This is a genomic window from Clostridium magnum DSM 2767, assembly GCF_001623875.1.
Classification (GTDB): Bacteria; Bacillota; Clostridia; order Clostridiales; family Clostridiaceae; genus Clostridium_AM; species Clostridium_AM magnum.
The window spans coordinates 171,842-186,672 of sequence record NZ_LWAE01000007.1 but is presented as its reverse complement, the minus strand read 5'-3'; the positions used below and the strand labels follow the sequence as shown (position 1 = coordinate 186,672).

The window sequence follows — 14,831 nt, the reverse complement described above, 5'->3', positions numbered from 1 at the left end:
AGATAATTACCATATTATATGGCTAACTTTAGTAAGTTTTTACTAGCATTTATATCCCTATCATGATGTGTACCACATTGAGGGCATATCCATTCTCTAAGTACTAGATTTTTTACTTCTTCATTTTTATATCCACAAACTGAACATAGCTGACTGCTTGCATAATTACTAGGTGCTATTATTACCTCTCTACCATACCAATTAGCTTTATACTCCAGCATTGTTCTAAATTCACTCCAAGAAACTTCACTTATTGCTTTTGATAACTTTTCATTCTTGAGCATATTTTTTACACGCAAATCTTCTATAACTATTGATTGGTTTTCTCGAATAATTTTAGTTGATATGACTTGTAGGAAATTTTTTCTTTGGTTCGCTATTTTCTCATGCATCTTTACAACTTTCAATCTAGCCCTATGCCTATTATTACTTCCTTTTTGTTTTCTTGATAAATGCTTTTGAAGCTTTGCCAATCTTTTTTCAGATTTTCTAAACCATTTAGGGTTACTGAATACTTCACCATTAGCGCATACAGCAAAGTCTTTTAATCCCATATCTAAACCTATTTTCTTATCTATTTTAGGTAATTGAATATTTTCAGTATCAATTAAAATACATATATAGTACTTTCCACTTGGTACTTGTGTTATAGTGCAAGATTTTATCATTCCTGCGAACTCCCTATGTTGTTTTATACTTATCATAGACTTTAGTTTAGGTAACTTTATATATCCATTTTCAATGTACACAGTTCCATTTTGATTATTAGTTGTGTAACTATTATAATTAGTTTTTTTACTTTTGAATTTAGGAAATCCAACTGATTTATCCCTAAAAAAATTTTTATAGGCTTTATCTAAATTCATTTGTGCATTTGCCAAAGCCAAACTATCAACTTCTTTTAACCATGGAAATTCTTTTTTATATTGTGCTGGCGTTGAATATTTTATAGTTTTAACTTCTAAGCCTTTATTTTCTTCATAAGCTTTAACTCTATCAGATAACATTTTGTTATAAATAAATCTAGTGCATCCAAAAGTTTTTGCTAAATATATTCTTTGTTCTTGATTAGGGTAAATTCTGTATTTATAAGCCTTTAGCACTATATCACCTCACTTCATTCCTTGGTTCTCAATATACTTTCTGACTACATCTATAGGAGCACCACCAGTTGTTATGATATTTTATCATCTATAACTTTTCGTCTATACTTTATAACCAATACTAAATGATAGTTTAGTAAGAATACTGGATGATTATTATTGTCTAGTTCCACTGATAACACTAACTTTCAGCATATATATCTGAACATAGTTTATCTTATTTGTTGCCTGTCAGCAAGTGCTATCCATCTCCCACCTATAGAGGATAGGAGAATTCCGCACACTAGGTTAAAAAAAGCAAAACACTTTTTGTAAGGGATTCTGTTTTGAGATGCAAACCAAGAAAAAACAAATAAGATCACACTGCTAATAAACTTATTGACTCTGTAAATTTCTATGTGTTATTTTCATTGTGATTATAGATTAAAAGTTGAATTTTAGCCAGTAATTATAGATATAAATAACATTGTAATATGTGTAAAAAGATGGAATAAAATACATTATTTTATTAAAATATGTACATATAGAATTTTAGTATAGTATTATCTTAATTTTACAAGGAGGATGGTGTAATGAATAAAAAAATATTAGCAACAACTATTTCATTAGTGATTGTTTTAACTGCAACGGTTTGTAGTGTCAGTACAAACCAAGCAAAGGCAGAGAATACAATACAGGTCACAAGTTCTAGAGTAACAAAGATTACAGTCACAGATTATTATAATATTGCTACAGCAATAAGTAAGACTAGATGGGATAAGGCTGACAGTGTTGTAATGGTAAGTTCAAATGAGACGAATATAAATAATAACTAACTGGGGGGATTATGCTTATGTTTTTGAATTTAATTAAATGTATTATATACTTACCTATGATATATTTCTATGGTGTATATAAAGTATATACTTCTAAAGTCAGGTATCCTATATATAGATTTCTACAGGTTATACTTACAATTGACCTTTTGTTCCCATTTATATCTTGCTTTATCCGTAGCTATCCAACACCTGAAAATCTATTGGATGTTTTGGAATTATGCAAAGATTAGTTAATAAACAGCTTCAAGCTAAAGGAATTAGTGCTCCATATGTAGACTATTTGCCTATATTTGTAATTGCCAACGATGTTGTAGAAATTGATAATCATTCTAATGAATTAACTATATTAAGAACATCAAGTATTTATCCTTATATAGCTAACAAAAGAGTGATAATAAGCTTTCTAAAGTAGTGAGATAAGCAATTAGAGATATAATACTTGACCATAAACAGCAGTTAAAAGAATATCCTATTAAAGATTATAGAAATGCTTTTAAATATAACTTTGACTGTGTAATTACATATATAGAAAAGCTCTATTTTATAAGCAAACTTTATGATGATTATGTTGGTGAATTAAATCGTAGCGGAAAAAAAGTAGTTATAAGGTCAATTGGATATGAAAAATATCTGGTATTAGAAAACAGTTAAAAATATCTAAAATAAAGGCTTTGTTTTAAAATAATTCAAATGAAACTTAAAAATAGCAGAAAAATTTCCTGCTATTTTTAAACGAGAATTTTACGTGATTTTTACTTAGATACTATTTTCTTCCGTTATAATCTCAATTCTATTAAGTAGATCGTCAGTAAGTCTTTTCAGTTCCTCTGAATCCTTTGACTCAGCATAAACTCTGCAAAGAGGCTCCTCCGCATCTGGTAAAACCAATGCCCATCCTCCATCAAAATTTAACTTAACTCCTTCAATTAAATCTACAGAGTTGGAGTTATTTTCTTCTATAAGATTCCTCATTACTTTGCCTTTCATATTCCATGGACACCTTACTTCCTTTTTAGCAATATGATATCTAGGAATCTGTGTTAATATACTTGAAAGCGGCAAGTTAGATGCAGCCATAAGATTAAGTGTTAACATACATACACTTATAGTATCTAAAGACATTAAATATGACATCACTAGTTCTCTTCTAGTTACATTATTTTCATTTTTAAGATAAGTGTCAACTATAGCCTTTTGTGAAGTTTTTGTTCTTATAAATTTGCATCCACACATTTCTGCTATCTGTTCCATTGTAGACGAAGCAGTAACGGGAACAACTAAGGTTTTAATATTTGTAGACTTCAACATAACAAGAGCATTTATTGCATCGAATAAATCATCTTTAATTACATTTCCCTTTTCGTCTATTAAAATTCCCTGCTCACACTCATCATCGATTCTAATTCCCAAATTGGCATTAGTTTCTATTACTTCTTTCTTTAATCCTAAAATATCATTAAATTCATCGTAAATTTTAACATTTACTTTAAGCTCTTGGAATAGATCTCTAGCTATATTTAACAACATAGGGTTTTTAATACATATAACAACTTTATATTTTTGACTTCTTATTTTATGAACTCCAAGCTCATTTATAAGTTGTCTAGTATAATATTCCAAACCATTATATATATGAGTTATTTGCTTAAAGGTGTCAGTCTTAACCCTTCTAAAATCCTCTCTTATAAAGCTATTTTCAATCTTTCTTTCTACACTTTTATCTATATCAAGTCCATTTTGATCCATAAATACTATATCAACTTTTTCAGCATCATCACTATCTATAGAAACATGAATACCAGCTTGAGCTCCAAAGAACATACTAGACTGTCTTGTTAAGGCTCTAGGCATTCTCTTTAAGTCTAATACTTCAACTCCCATAGAAAGTAATCCTGTAGCAATAGAATACTTAAACATTTGCGCCGCACCATTATCACTACATGCTATAGCAACCTTTGAATCCGGTTTTAATATTGATCCATAAGCAGAACCAAGTCTTGATACAAACTCCGGTGTTATATCTACATTAACCTCTCCGCTAATACCCTTCTTTCCAAATAAGGATTTCGAAAATTTTCCTCCCCAAATCACATTCTCCTTAACCACTGTACTAGCTTCAATAACTTTATTTGGCCATATTTTTATTCCCGGTTTAACAAGAGCTTTTTCTCTTATAAGAGTATCATCACCAATCGCTGCTTCTTCGAATACAGAGACTTTTGATTCTAACTGGACCTTTTTACAAAGTACAGCTCCTCTTACTTGAGCATTATCTCCTACATAGCAATTGTCAAAAATAACACTTCTCTTTATTGTAGCATTACTGGATATTATGTTATTTTTTCCCAATATAGTGTATGGGCCAATCTGCGCTCCATCATATACTTTGCTGCCAGCTCCTATATAAACAGGTGTAGATATTTTGGCATTAGGACTAATTTCACAGTTTTGACCAACCCATATACCATCCTTATACTTTTCACCCTTTATATTCACCTTTACTAAAGACTTAAGTATATCAAAGTGACATCTAATATATTGTTCAATATTACCAATATCACACCAATATCCTTCAGCTACGTACCCAAACATAGGTCTTTTATCATGTAGTAATATCGGAAATAGGTCATTACTAAAATCAAACTTCTGCTCTTTTTCAAAGTAATTAAATATTTCCGGTTCAAGTATATATATACCTGTATTTACCTTATCACTAAAAACTTCACTCCAACTTGGTTTTTCAAGGAAACCTGTAACTTTACCATTGTTATCTGTTACAACTACCCCAAATTCAAGTGGTACAGGAACCTCCTTAAGAACTAGAGTTGCTATGGATTGTTTCTTTTTATGATAAGCAATGGCTTTTGATAAATCTATATCAGTTAAAGCATCCCCACTTATAACTATAAAGGTATCATCAAGGAAAGCTTCGGCATTTTTAACACTACCTGCAGTCCCCAGAGGAGTTTCTTCTATAAAATACCTCATATTTACCCCAAAGTCTTTACCATCACCGAAATAACCTGTAATTTCATCTGGTAAATATTGAAGGGTAACGCCAATCTCAGTTATCCCATTTCTCTTTAAAAGCTCAACTGCATACTCCATAACTGGTTTGTCCATGATTGGCATCATTGGTTTTGGTATATTACATGTTAAAGGTCTTAATCTAGTTCCTTCTCCCCCTGCCATTATAATAGCTTTCATAATTCTCATCCCCTTTTTGAAATTTATTTATTATCTAAGTCTTTCTGGTCTTCCTTCGATAGTTTTTCTTTTATTTCTGATATACCTTCTTTTATCCCCTCAGCAGCTTCTTTTGTTTTATTGGTTATCTTATGTTTTATATCTAATGCACCATCTGCTACTTCTTTAGTTTTTGTACTAATTTTCCCCTTAACATTTGTAACAGCATCAGAAACATTATTAACCGCTTCCTTTGTCCTATCTGCTATTTTATCTTTTACATTCGAAATATTGTCCACTGTTTCTATAGTTTTACAAGCTATACTGTCTAATGATTCCTTTGTAGACTTTGATTTTTCTTTTATTACGTTCTTAAGTTCATTCTTTAATGTAAGAACATCTCCATGCTTACTCTCTTTATTTGTCCTTATTTCCCATTCTGTACCTTTAGCTTCTTCTACAATCCAGTTATACATACATATTGTAGTTTCCGCTACTTTATTCCAAGTATATTTCTCGTATACACTTTTTAGAGCATTTTCTTTAAGTCCATTTGCAAGTTCATCATTATATAACAGCTGGCTTATGTTATCTACTATGCTTTGAGAAGACCCATTTATAGTCTTTAATCCGTTCATTTTATGCTGAACTATCTCCCCAAGGCCACCAGTATCAGAAACTACAACAGGACAACCTGCTGCCATAGCCTCAAGCACAACTATTCCAAAAGGCTCATAAAGAGATGGAAATACTGCTACATTAGCTACTCTATAAAGCTTATCCCTATCCTCATCACTCATATAACCTGTAAATACAAACTTTTCTTCTATACCCATTTGCCTTACTCTATGTTTCAGTTCATTAGTCATCGGTCCTGTTCCAGCTATAACAAATTTAGAATTATTATATCTAGCAATTATTCCTTGAGCTGATTCTATAAGTAAATGTATTCCCTTTTCAAATACATGTCTTCCTATATAAAAAATTATCTTTTCCTCATCTCTAGCATATCTTCTTCTAAATGTTAACCATTCAAATTCAAAATTAAATTTTTCTGGTTCTACACCATTTGGAATTACCCATATTTTTTCCCATGGTACTGCAAACACATCACTTATTTGATGTCTCATATAATTACTGCAAGCTACTACCTTCCATGCTTCGTAACTTAAAAACCACTCTGTAGAAGATATATATCTTTGCATCTCAGTTCTTATTCCACCATTTCTTCCATACTCAGTAGCATGGATTGTACATACAGTTGGGATTTTAAAAGAACATTTTAAAGTTTTTGCACTAAATGCTGACAGCCAGTCGTGAGCGTGTATTATGTCAAACTTACCACTTGTAGTAATAATTTTTATTGCTTCCTCAACTATTGCAAAATTAAGCTGCATTACCCATTTAGTGAAATCGCTTGTGTCTATTTTATAAGGAGCGACCCTATGTACAAAAACCCCATTATCATTTTCTTGTAGTGGTGCTGTACCCTCCTCACATGTTATAACATGTATTTCATGTCCCATTTTACTTAAGGCCTGTGATAAATAGTATACATGGTTTGATAATCCACCTACATTTTTTGGCGGATACTCCCATGAAAGCATTAAGATTCTCATACTCCAACTCCTTCCTAAGTTAAATATTAATACAAAAAAAGATATATTGTCCCCGCCCCTTATAGAGGCGGGGGATATTAAGGGCCGTTAATACAGACCAACCTTTTACCTCAATCATAGTATTCTATTCTCTATATATAATTTTATTCTGGTTATCTATAAAGTTTCTCATAATATTCCTTTATCATTCTATCCCCAGAATATCTGTTCACCATAGCATTTATGCTTGCCACCATCATTTCAGTCCACTTTTTGCGATCATTATAGTAAGTCTTTAGTACTTTGTTGAAAAGCACATCATAAAGACTAGCTGCATCATTTCTATCTTGTTCCTTTATATCATCAGATACAAAGCCCCCACCTATTTGCCAGCCAGTTACTTCATCCCAGCAGGCTTCAGGCCACCAACCATCTAAGGTACTTAAATTTAATACTCCATTAATAGCAGCCTTCATACCGGAAGTTCCACAGGCTTCCTTAGTTACTCTAGGGTTGTTAAGCCATACATCTACCCCCTTTGTAAGCAAATCTGCCTTTTTCATATTGTAGTTATCTAAAAATACCACTGAATTAGGATACTTTTTTTCTATACCTAAAATATGCTTAATTATTTCTTTTCCCGTAAAATCCAAAGGATGTGCCTTAGAGGATATTATGATTTGTATATCTCCATTTTTAAGTAGAGGTGCTATTCTTTCTTCATCTGTAAATATTAAATCTCCCCTTTTATAGGGTGCTGCTCTTCTTGCAAATCCTATTAATAGCTTATCTTTGTCTAACTTAACATCCTTTTCCTCGTATATAAAATCTATAAGCTTTTCCTTATTGTTCATATGGTAGTCCCATAGATTTTCCCCTCTTTCATTAGCTTCTATTATTTTTTTATCTCCCCAAGTCCCTAGGTGTACCCCATTTGTTATACTTATAATTTCACTTCTTCTGTCAACAGATTTCCACATATCATTGGCAATCCTGCCATGCAACACTGATACAGCATTTGACTTTTTTGATAGTCTAAGCCCCGCAGCTGTCATATTAAAAGGATCGCCACCTATCTCCCTAACCAAATATCGATCAAGTCCATTAAAGGCTCCCATATACTCTAAAATGTTAAGTCCATGAAACTCATTACCTTCTATAACCGGTGTATGTGTAGTAAATACAATTTGTTTTCTGGATTCATTCCAAGCATCGTAAGGATTATATCCTCTTTCTTTCTTTTCTTTAATAAGCTCAAAACCTGCAAACACTGCGTGTCCTTCATTAAAATGAAATATATCTACATTTTTCTTTAAAGCCCTTAAAGCTCTTATTCCTCCAATTCCCAGAACCATTTCCTGAGCTATCCTTTCTTCTTCAAACCATCCATACAGCTGCCCTGTTATCCACCTATCTGAATTCTCTGGTAAATCTGTATCCAGCAGATAGAGCTCTGAGTTTTCAAAGCAATCCACTTTCCATACCTTACACCAAACATCTCTTTCCCTTATTTTAACGTCTACTTTAACTCCAGTATCTTTTAGAAAACCATATTCATTATTATAAAAAGAGTCCACTATCTTGCCATCTTTATCTATATGCTGTTCTACATAACCTTGCTTCCACTTGATTCCTATCCCAATGACTGGAAGCATATTATCTTTTGCAGCCTTTAAATAATCACCTGCAAGTATTCCAAGCCCTCCTGCATAAATTTTAAAATCTGAGTTTAATCCAAATTCCATCGAAAAATATGCAACTGTAGGATAACTATTTTGCATTCTTCTAACATCTCCTTCTGCTACAGTTTATTTGTAAATCGCTACTTTTTATTTTTAGCTATATAGATAATTATAAATACTTTATTTTTAAAATCAACCATTTTTAGGATATTTTTTGTTATTTTTGGCAATTATATTGTTTTACGCAAAACTAAGACTGCATACATTTTATTTGCTTCATTTTTCTTTTAATTGCTTTCTTTTATACTGATTTATATTTACATTTTTTTACTTTTTATTTCTGCAATTAATGTTATTTATTAGTATATACTGTATTTTTTTATCAGGTAAGCAGTATATATAAAGTTTAATTTTTGCAACCCAACTCTCAATAAAATTCATTTTTCTAAATTCTATCCTATACTAAGACAATTTATCTTATAATAATAGTTTATATATTTACTTTTGACTGATAGACTTTTCTGTAAAATGAATTATTCATTTTTGTACACTAAAAAAATAGTCACTTTGAATACACGCAGCATCAAAGTGACTATTTTCTATTATTTAATTCAATGTTTTAAATAAATATCCGTTAGCTTTTAGATATTTTATTATTTCAGGTAACGCTTGTACAGTAGTAGTCTTCCCAGGTGCATCATGCATAAGAATTATCAGTTCCTTCTGATCCTGAGTAGTTTCTTTAAATCTTGAAATAAGCCTGTCTACAGATGCAGTTGCAACTTCTGCATCACCATTTAAACAATTCCAATCTACATAATGATAACCAGAACTTTCAACGGCTTGCTTATAAGCTTGTCTTCCAAAAGAACCTCCTGGAAATCTAATAAGAGTTTTGTTGTGCTCTCCTATTATAGATGTTATTACTTCATCTGCTACTTTCAATTCTTGCAAAAAATTGTCAGTTGATGAATAAATATATTTATAATTGTGTGAATAAGTATGATTAGCAACTGTATGTCCTTCTGATTTTTCCCGTTTTAATAGATCCGGATTTCTTTCAGCCATTTTCCCAATTACAAAAAACGTAGCTTTAATGTGATTTTCTTTTAGTATATCTAATATATTAGAAGTTATATATGGCGTTGGCCCATCATCGAAAGTTAAATAGGCAACCTTTGTGCCATCAGGCGTTACTACTTGTCCTTTATTTTCTTTAATATTAGTTGCTTCTAATTTATTTTGAGTTGCTTCATCCTGTTTATTTTCATTAATATCAGTTTCTGAATTTGTATTATTAGAAACCTGCTGTAGTTGAATATTATTTCCTGAGCTTTCACCAGTTGATGCAGCAATTATATTGACTTTAGTGTCTGTTTTTTCTGCAATTTTAAATCCTGCAATGGATGATATTGAAAATAATAAAATGATACCTAGTATTATGCTTCCAATGCTTGTCCTCTTTTTTGCTTTTCTTCTCATTTTGCCACCCCCTTAATTTTCGAATAAATGAAACTACATCATCACATGCTGCTATTTTGAAATATTAGTGTCAACATTTAGTATTAATTACAGATTGTCCATCATAAAATTCTACTATTTATCTGTAATTATATCATATTTCATACATAAAAATTTACAAATTAAGCATCATAAATAAAATTTAAATTTTAATAATTTTTAACAAAATTATTTAAGAATTAATGAATTTTTTAAACTTGTAACTTTGATTTTCTTCCAAAATAATATGTAATTGTAAATCAACTACTTCTTTAGATTTATCATACTAAGAATCTGATACAATAAAATAATCTCTAACCCAATTTTCCCTTCATAAAATTTAATATTTTTATTAGATTCTAGCAAAATGCATAAAATACGTTTCTATTTTTCAAAAATAGTTAATATATCTATTTTAAATTCATATTTCAGAAAATTCACTCACTTAAAAACAATACTTATTAACTCATAGAAACTTATCCTTTGCCTTGATTTTTTTGCATATTTATTAACCAACCCCCTATTTAATTGATAATTATATAAAAAAATACCGCACAAATAGATAATTTTATATTTACAAAGAACATATACTTGTATTAATATAAGAATACAGATTAATTTTTATTAAATTTCAATTAAGGGGGATGATTTAAAATTGGAATCTTTAAATCAAATTGTTTCAACTCTTGACGGATGGTTATGGGGGCTACCTTTAATTATCTTACTTTTTGGAACTCATTTATTTTTAACTTTCAAAACAGGTCTTATTCAAAAACACACCTTTAAGGCAATAAAGCTATCTGTAACCAAAGATAGTTTTGTACAAACAGGTGATGTAAGTCAGTTTAGTGCTTTAGCTACAGCTCTTGCTGCAACAATAGGTACAGGTAATATTGTTGGGGTTGCTACTGCAATTGCCATAGGTGGTCCTGGTGCTGTACTTTGGACTTGGCTTACCGGTGTATTTGGTATAGCTACTAAATATTCTGAGGCTCTACTTTCAGTTAAATACAGAGTAAAAAAACCTGATGGTGAAATGGCTGGCGGACCTATGTATGTATGTGAATATGGTCTAAAGCAAAAATGGCTTGGAGTTTTATTTGCTTTATTCGCAGGTATAGCTGCTTTTGGTATAGGAAATATGGTACAAGCAAATTCAATTTCTGTAATGGTTAATGAAACCTTCGGAGTTTCCACTTATATAACTGGTGTTGTGCTAGCAATTATTACTGCAGTAGTTATTCTTGGTGGAATAAAAAAGATTGCAAAGGTTTGTGATATACTTGTTCCTTTTATGGCTGGTTTCTATATAATTGGATGTATTATACTACTTATAATTGGTCATGATACTGTTGGTGCTGCAATTGCTCTTATTTTTAAAGATGCTTTCACTGGTCAAGCAGCAGTAGGTGGATTTGCAGGTGCTGGTGTTATGTATGCTATGAGATTTGGTATAGCAAGAGGACTTTTCTCTAATGAATCTGGTCTTGGAAGTGCTCCTATAGTTGCTGCTGCAGCACAAACTAGAAATCCTGTTAAACAAGCTCTTGTATCTGCTACAGGAACTTTCTGGGATACAGTTGTTGTATGTGCCCTAACTGGTATAGTGCTTGTAAACTCCGGTGCATGGCAGGAAGGTTTAAAAGGTGCTGCTTTAACTAAGAGAGCCTTTGAAGCAATTCCATATATAGGACCTGTCATTCTAACGGTTGGACTTTTAACTTTCGTATTTTCAACTATACTTGGATGGTCTTACTATGGCGAAAGATCCTTTGAATACTTATTTGGTTCAAAAGTAAAAATACCTTATAGAATTGCTTGGGTAATATTCGTATTCGTAGGTTCAGTTTGGGAACTTGACTTAGTTTGGAATTTAGCAGACCTGTTTAACGGACTTATGGCAATACCAAACTTAGTAACACTTCTTTTATTAAGTGGAGTTATTGCTAAGGAAACCAAAAAATATCTGGTTGATGGTGATATAAACGATATATGTGAAGAACAAGCTATTAACGTAACAGAGGATGTAACAGAAAACATCAAGGCATAAATATAAACTAAAATTCTAATCATAGAGGCATATTAGAAGGGTAGTCATCGGATAAAATTGAGATTGCCCTTCATTAAATATTATGCTATCATTATACTAATTCAATATTTCAGTTCGGTTGGGCGAATTATATTCGTTTTCAAGCATCTGACTTCTGGGGTGGGAAGTCCATTTTTGGACTTCATCATCCTTTTTTTATTTGCATAATTTTAAGATCGAACTCAAATACTAATTTATTATTAATTTAGGAGGACTTTTACATGGACAATACACTAAAACTCATTGTAGCCTGCTCTATATTTCTTCTAGCTTATGTTTTTATTATATTTGAAAAACTTGATAGAACCTTAGTTGCTTTTATTGGTGCTGCTCTTATGATACTTGCTAGAGTAATAAGCCAAGAGCATGCCTTTGGCCACATTGATTATAATACTATAGGACTTTTAATCGGTATGATGATTATAGTTATGGTTGTTAAAAGAACTGGATTATTTGAGTATCTAGCAATTAAGGTTGTAAAGATAGCAAAGGGTGATCCAATAAAATTACTAGTATTTTTAGCTATAATAACCGGTTTACTTTCAGCGGTACTTGACAATGTAACAACTATATTATTGATAATTCCAATAACATTCGATATAGTAAAAGACTTACATATATCCCCTATTCCTTTTATAATGGCTGAAGTTTTTGCATCTAATGTCGGTGGAACAGCAACATTAATTGGAGACCCTCCAAATATTATGATAGGAAGCTCGGTAGGTTTAACTTTTACTGACTTTATAAAATATGATGCACCTATTATCGTACCTCTTTTATTATTAACAACCTATATTTTTTCTCTACTATATAAACGCAAGTTAACTACAACAAAAGAAGCAAAAGAAAAAATATTAAAAATGGATGAAAAATCAGCTATAAAAGATAAGAAACTTCTTATTAAAAGCTTAGTAGTACTTACTGCAACCTTTACTGGATTTATACTTCACGGAGTTTTGCACTATGAATCTGCAACTATAGCAATTGTAGGTGCTGTTATTCTTCTGACTATATCAAAATTAAGCCCTGAAAAAATATTACATGAAGTTGAATGGAGTACTATTCTCTTCTTTACTGGTCTTTTTATACTTGTAGGTGGGCTTCAAGAAGCTGGTGCAATAAAACTTTTAGCTGAATGGGTATTAACTGTAACACAAGGAAATTCACTTTTAACAACTATGGCAGTACTATGGGTTTCAGCAATTGCTTCAGCATTTGTAGATAACATCCCATTTGTTGCAACAATGATACCTATGATTAAAGATATGGGCGAACTTTCCGGAATGAACTTAACTCCTTTATGGTGGGCTCTTTCTCTTGGTGCATGTCTTGGAGGAAATGGAACAATAATTGGAGCCAGCGCAAATGTTATTGCAATTGGTATGGCAAAAGAAAGAGGACATAAAATAACTTTTAAAAGTTATTTCAAACTTGCTTTTCCAATGACTATTTTAACAGTAGCTATATCTACAATTTATTTGTATTTAATTTTCTTTTTATAAGAATATAAAATATATAACTTCATTTACTCAGTATGATTGTTATAATACATAAATTCAGTTGTACAAGTTACATCCCTTTGAAAACATCTGATTTCTAGGGTAGAAAAGTCCAGGCTGGGACTTTTCTACCTTTTTCTACTTTCAGGTTTTGAAAATTTAAAGATTACCATACCTAATATTGCCGATAAAAGTGACGCTAATATTATGCTGATTTTAGCCGTGGATAATATAGTTTCATCCACAAAGGATAAAGATGCAACAAATAGTGACATCGTAAATCCAATACCGGCAAGCACACTAGCACCATATAAGTGTTTTTTTGTTACTTGACTAGGAAGCTTAGCAATTTTAAACTTTACTAATAGATACGAAACTCCAAATACTCCCACTTGCTTACCAATAAAGAGTCCAAATATAATTCCTAAACTAACTGGTGCTGATATAACTGTTAAAAAACTTTTAATATCAATAGCTACACCTGAATTTGCTAGAGCAAATATTGGCATAATTACAAATGCAGAATATGGTGTTAAAGTATGCTCAAGCTTGTATAACATTGAATTCTTAAATTCGTTAATATTCTTCCCAGCAGGTATTACCATTCCAAGCAGCACACCAGCAATTGTTGCATGTATACCGGATTTTAAAACAGCAATCCACAATATAATACCACCAATGACAAAGACAGCTGTAGATTTAACTTTGAGCTTATTAGCCAATATAAGAAGACCAAGAACAATTAAAGCAGCAATAAGAGCAACCTTGGAAATTTGACTAGTATAAAACACCGCAATCACAATAATAGCTCCTAAATCATCAACTATAGCTAAAGCTGTAAGAAAAATCAAGATTCCCTTAGGTGCATTTTTACCTACTAGGGAAAGTACACCTAATGCAAATGCAATGTCCGTCGCCATAGGAATTCCCCACCCTGTAATAGTTGCTTCATTATAGTTAAATACCATATAAATAATTGCAGGTACAATCATACCTCCTACAGCGGCAGCAACGGGTAATATGGTTTTTTTAATAGATTTAAGCTCCCCAATTGCCACTTCTCTCTTAATTTCCATGCCAACTACAAAGAAAAATATAGCCATTAATCCATCATTAATCCAATGAAGAACTGACATCGATAAAGACAATTCTCTATACCCAATGGTTATATACCTATGCAGTATATGGTCATAGCTTGAAGCAAGATCAGAGTTTGCAATTACCATTGCAGCGATAGCACAAATTAATAGTATTACACCACTAGAAGCTTCGCTTTTGAAAAAGTATAAAAATGGATTAAAAATTTTCTTATAAGTTTTAATTTTCATGTTTACTCTCCTTTTTATTTATTGTATG

The 14,831-nt window shown here is 31.4% G+C and carries 10 protein-coding genes, 1 pseudogene and 1 other annotated feature; of the genes and pseudogenes, 4 read left to right on the top strand and 7 right to left on the bottom strand.

Features of this window, described 5'->3' with window-relative positions; genetic code table 11:
- Positions 1–14: 14 nt before the first annotated feature.
- Together tnpB and CLMAG_RS33965 are read right to left on the bottom strand one after the other, a co-directional pair.
- Positions 15–1,103, bottom strand: a complete 1,089-nt coding sequence (gene tnpB / locus CLMAG_RS23140; protein ID WP_066628177.1) for an IS200/IS605 family element RNA-guided endonuclease TnpB — start codon at positions 1,101–1,103, stop codon at positions 15–17.
- Between the two features lie 74 nt (positions 1,104–1,177).
- Positions 1,178–1,276, bottom strand: a pseudogene (locus tag CLMAG_RS33965) (transposase); the annotation flags it as partial.
- A 399-nt stretch (positions 1,277–1,675) separates the two neighbouring features.
- On the opposite strand from CLMAG_RS33965, the gene CLMAG_RS23135 reads away from it, so the two are divergent.
- Together CLMAG_RS23135 and CLMAG_RS23125 are read left to right on the top strand one after the other, a co-directional pair.
- Entirely contained in the window at positions 1,676–1,918 is a 243-nt protein-coding gene (locus CLMAG_RS23135; RefSeq protein WP_066628174.1) for a hypothetical protein, read from the top strand.
- 220 nt (positions 1,919–2,138) lie between these two features.
- A complete protein-coding gene (locus tag CLMAG_RS23125; RefSeq protein ID WP_066628168.1) occupies positions 2,139–2,333 on the top strand; it encodes a hypothetical protein in 195 nt (64 codons plus the stop codon).
- Between the two features lie 344 nt (positions 2,334–2,677).
- On the opposite strand, the gene CLMAG_RS23120 is transcribed toward CLMAG_RS23125, so the two are convergent.
- The 4 genes from CLMAG_RS23120 to CLMAG_RS23105 form a co-directional block, all read right to left on the bottom strand.
- Complete coding sequence (locus CLMAG_RS23120; protein ID WP_066628165.1) at positions 2,678–5,128, bottom strand: mannose-1-phosphate guanyltransferase; 2,451 nt, start codon at positions 5,126–5,128, stop codon at positions 2,678–2,680.
- A gap of 23 nt (positions 5,129–5,151) precedes the next feature.
- Complete coding sequence (locus CLMAG_RS23115) at positions 5,152–6,726, bottom strand: glycosyltransferase (protein WP_082832055.1); 1,575 nt, start codon at positions 6,724–6,726, stop codon at positions 5,152–5,154.
- A 152-nt stretch (positions 6,727–6,878) separates the two neighbouring features.
- Positions 6,879–8,486, bottom strand: coding sequence for an alpha-glucan family phosphorylase (gene glgP / locus CLMAG_RS23110; protein WP_066628163.1), 1,608 nt, complete (start codon positions 8,484–8,486; stop codon positions 6,879–6,881).
- Between the two features lie 507 nt (positions 8,487–8,993).
- A complete protein-coding gene (locus CLMAG_RS23105) occupies positions 8,994–9,869 on the bottom strand; it encodes a polysaccharide deacetylase family protein (RefSeq protein ID WP_066628160.1) in 876 nt (291 codons plus the stop codon).
- A gap of 673 nt (positions 9,870–10,542) precedes the next feature.
- Here CLMAG_RS23105 and CLMAG_RS23100 point away from each other — a divergent pair.
- Positions 10,543–11,937: an alanine/glycine:cation symporter family protein gene (locus tag CLMAG_RS23100; protein ID WP_066628158.1), complete on the top strand. Its 1,395-nt coding sequence runs from the start codon at positions 10,543–10,545 to the stop codon at positions 11,935–11,937.
- A gap of 116 nt (positions 11,938–12,053) precedes the next feature.
- Positions 12,054–12,106 (top strand) — a sequence feature (sodium ion sensor (DUF1646 type); this cis-regulatory element may regulate processes involved in with the transportation of sodium ions).
- A gap of 91 nt (positions 12,107–12,197) precedes the next feature.
- A complete protein-coding gene (locus CLMAG_RS23095) occupies positions 12,198–13,478 on the top strand; it encodes an ArsB/NhaD family transporter (RefSeq protein ID WP_066628156.1) in 1,281 nt (426 codons plus the stop codon).
- A 125-nt stretch (positions 13,479–13,603) separates the two neighbouring features.
- On the opposite strand, the gene nhaA is transcribed toward CLMAG_RS23095, so the two are convergent.
- The gene (nhaA, locus tag CLMAG_RS23090; protein WP_066628154.1) at positions 13,604–14,803 is read right to left on the bottom strand and encodes a Na+/H+ antiporter NhaA; all 1,200 of its coding nucleotides are present in this window, start codon (positions 14,801–14,803) and stop codon (positions 13,604–13,606) included.
- Positions 14,804–14,831 lie beyond the last annotated feature (28 nt).

Coding starts and splice junctions, on each gene's coding strand:
- CLMAG_RS23105 (WP_066628160.1), bottom strand. CDS start 9,869: ATGAGAAGAAAAGCAAAAAAGAGGACAAGCATTGGAAGCATAATACTA.
- nhaA (WP_066628154.1), bottom strand. CDS start 14,803: ATGAAAATTAAAACTTATAAGAAAATTTTTAATCCATTTTTATACTTT.
- CLMAG_RS23120 (WP_066628165.1), bottom strand. CDS start 5,128: ATGAAAGCTATTATAATGGCAGGGGGAGAAGGAACTAGATTAAGACCT.
- CLMAG_RS23135 (WP_066628174.1), top strand. CDS start 1,676: ATGAATAAAAAAATATTAGCAACAACTATTTCATTAGTGATTGTTTTA.
- CLMAG_RS23095 (WP_066628156.1), top strand. CDS start 12,198: ATGGACAATACACTAAAACTCATTGTAGCCTGCTCTATATTTCTTCTA.
- CLMAG_RS23125 (WP_066628168.1), top strand. CDS start 2,139: ATGCAAAGATTAGTTAATAAACAGCTTCAAGCTAAAGGAATTAGTGCT.
- glgP (WP_066628163.1), bottom strand. CDS start 8,486: ATGCAAAATAGTTATCCTACAGTTGCATATTTTTCGATGGAATTTGGA.
- CLMAG_RS23115 (WP_082832055.1), bottom strand. CDS start 6,726: ATGAGAATCTTAATGCTTTCATGGGAGTATCCGCCAAAAAATGTAGGT.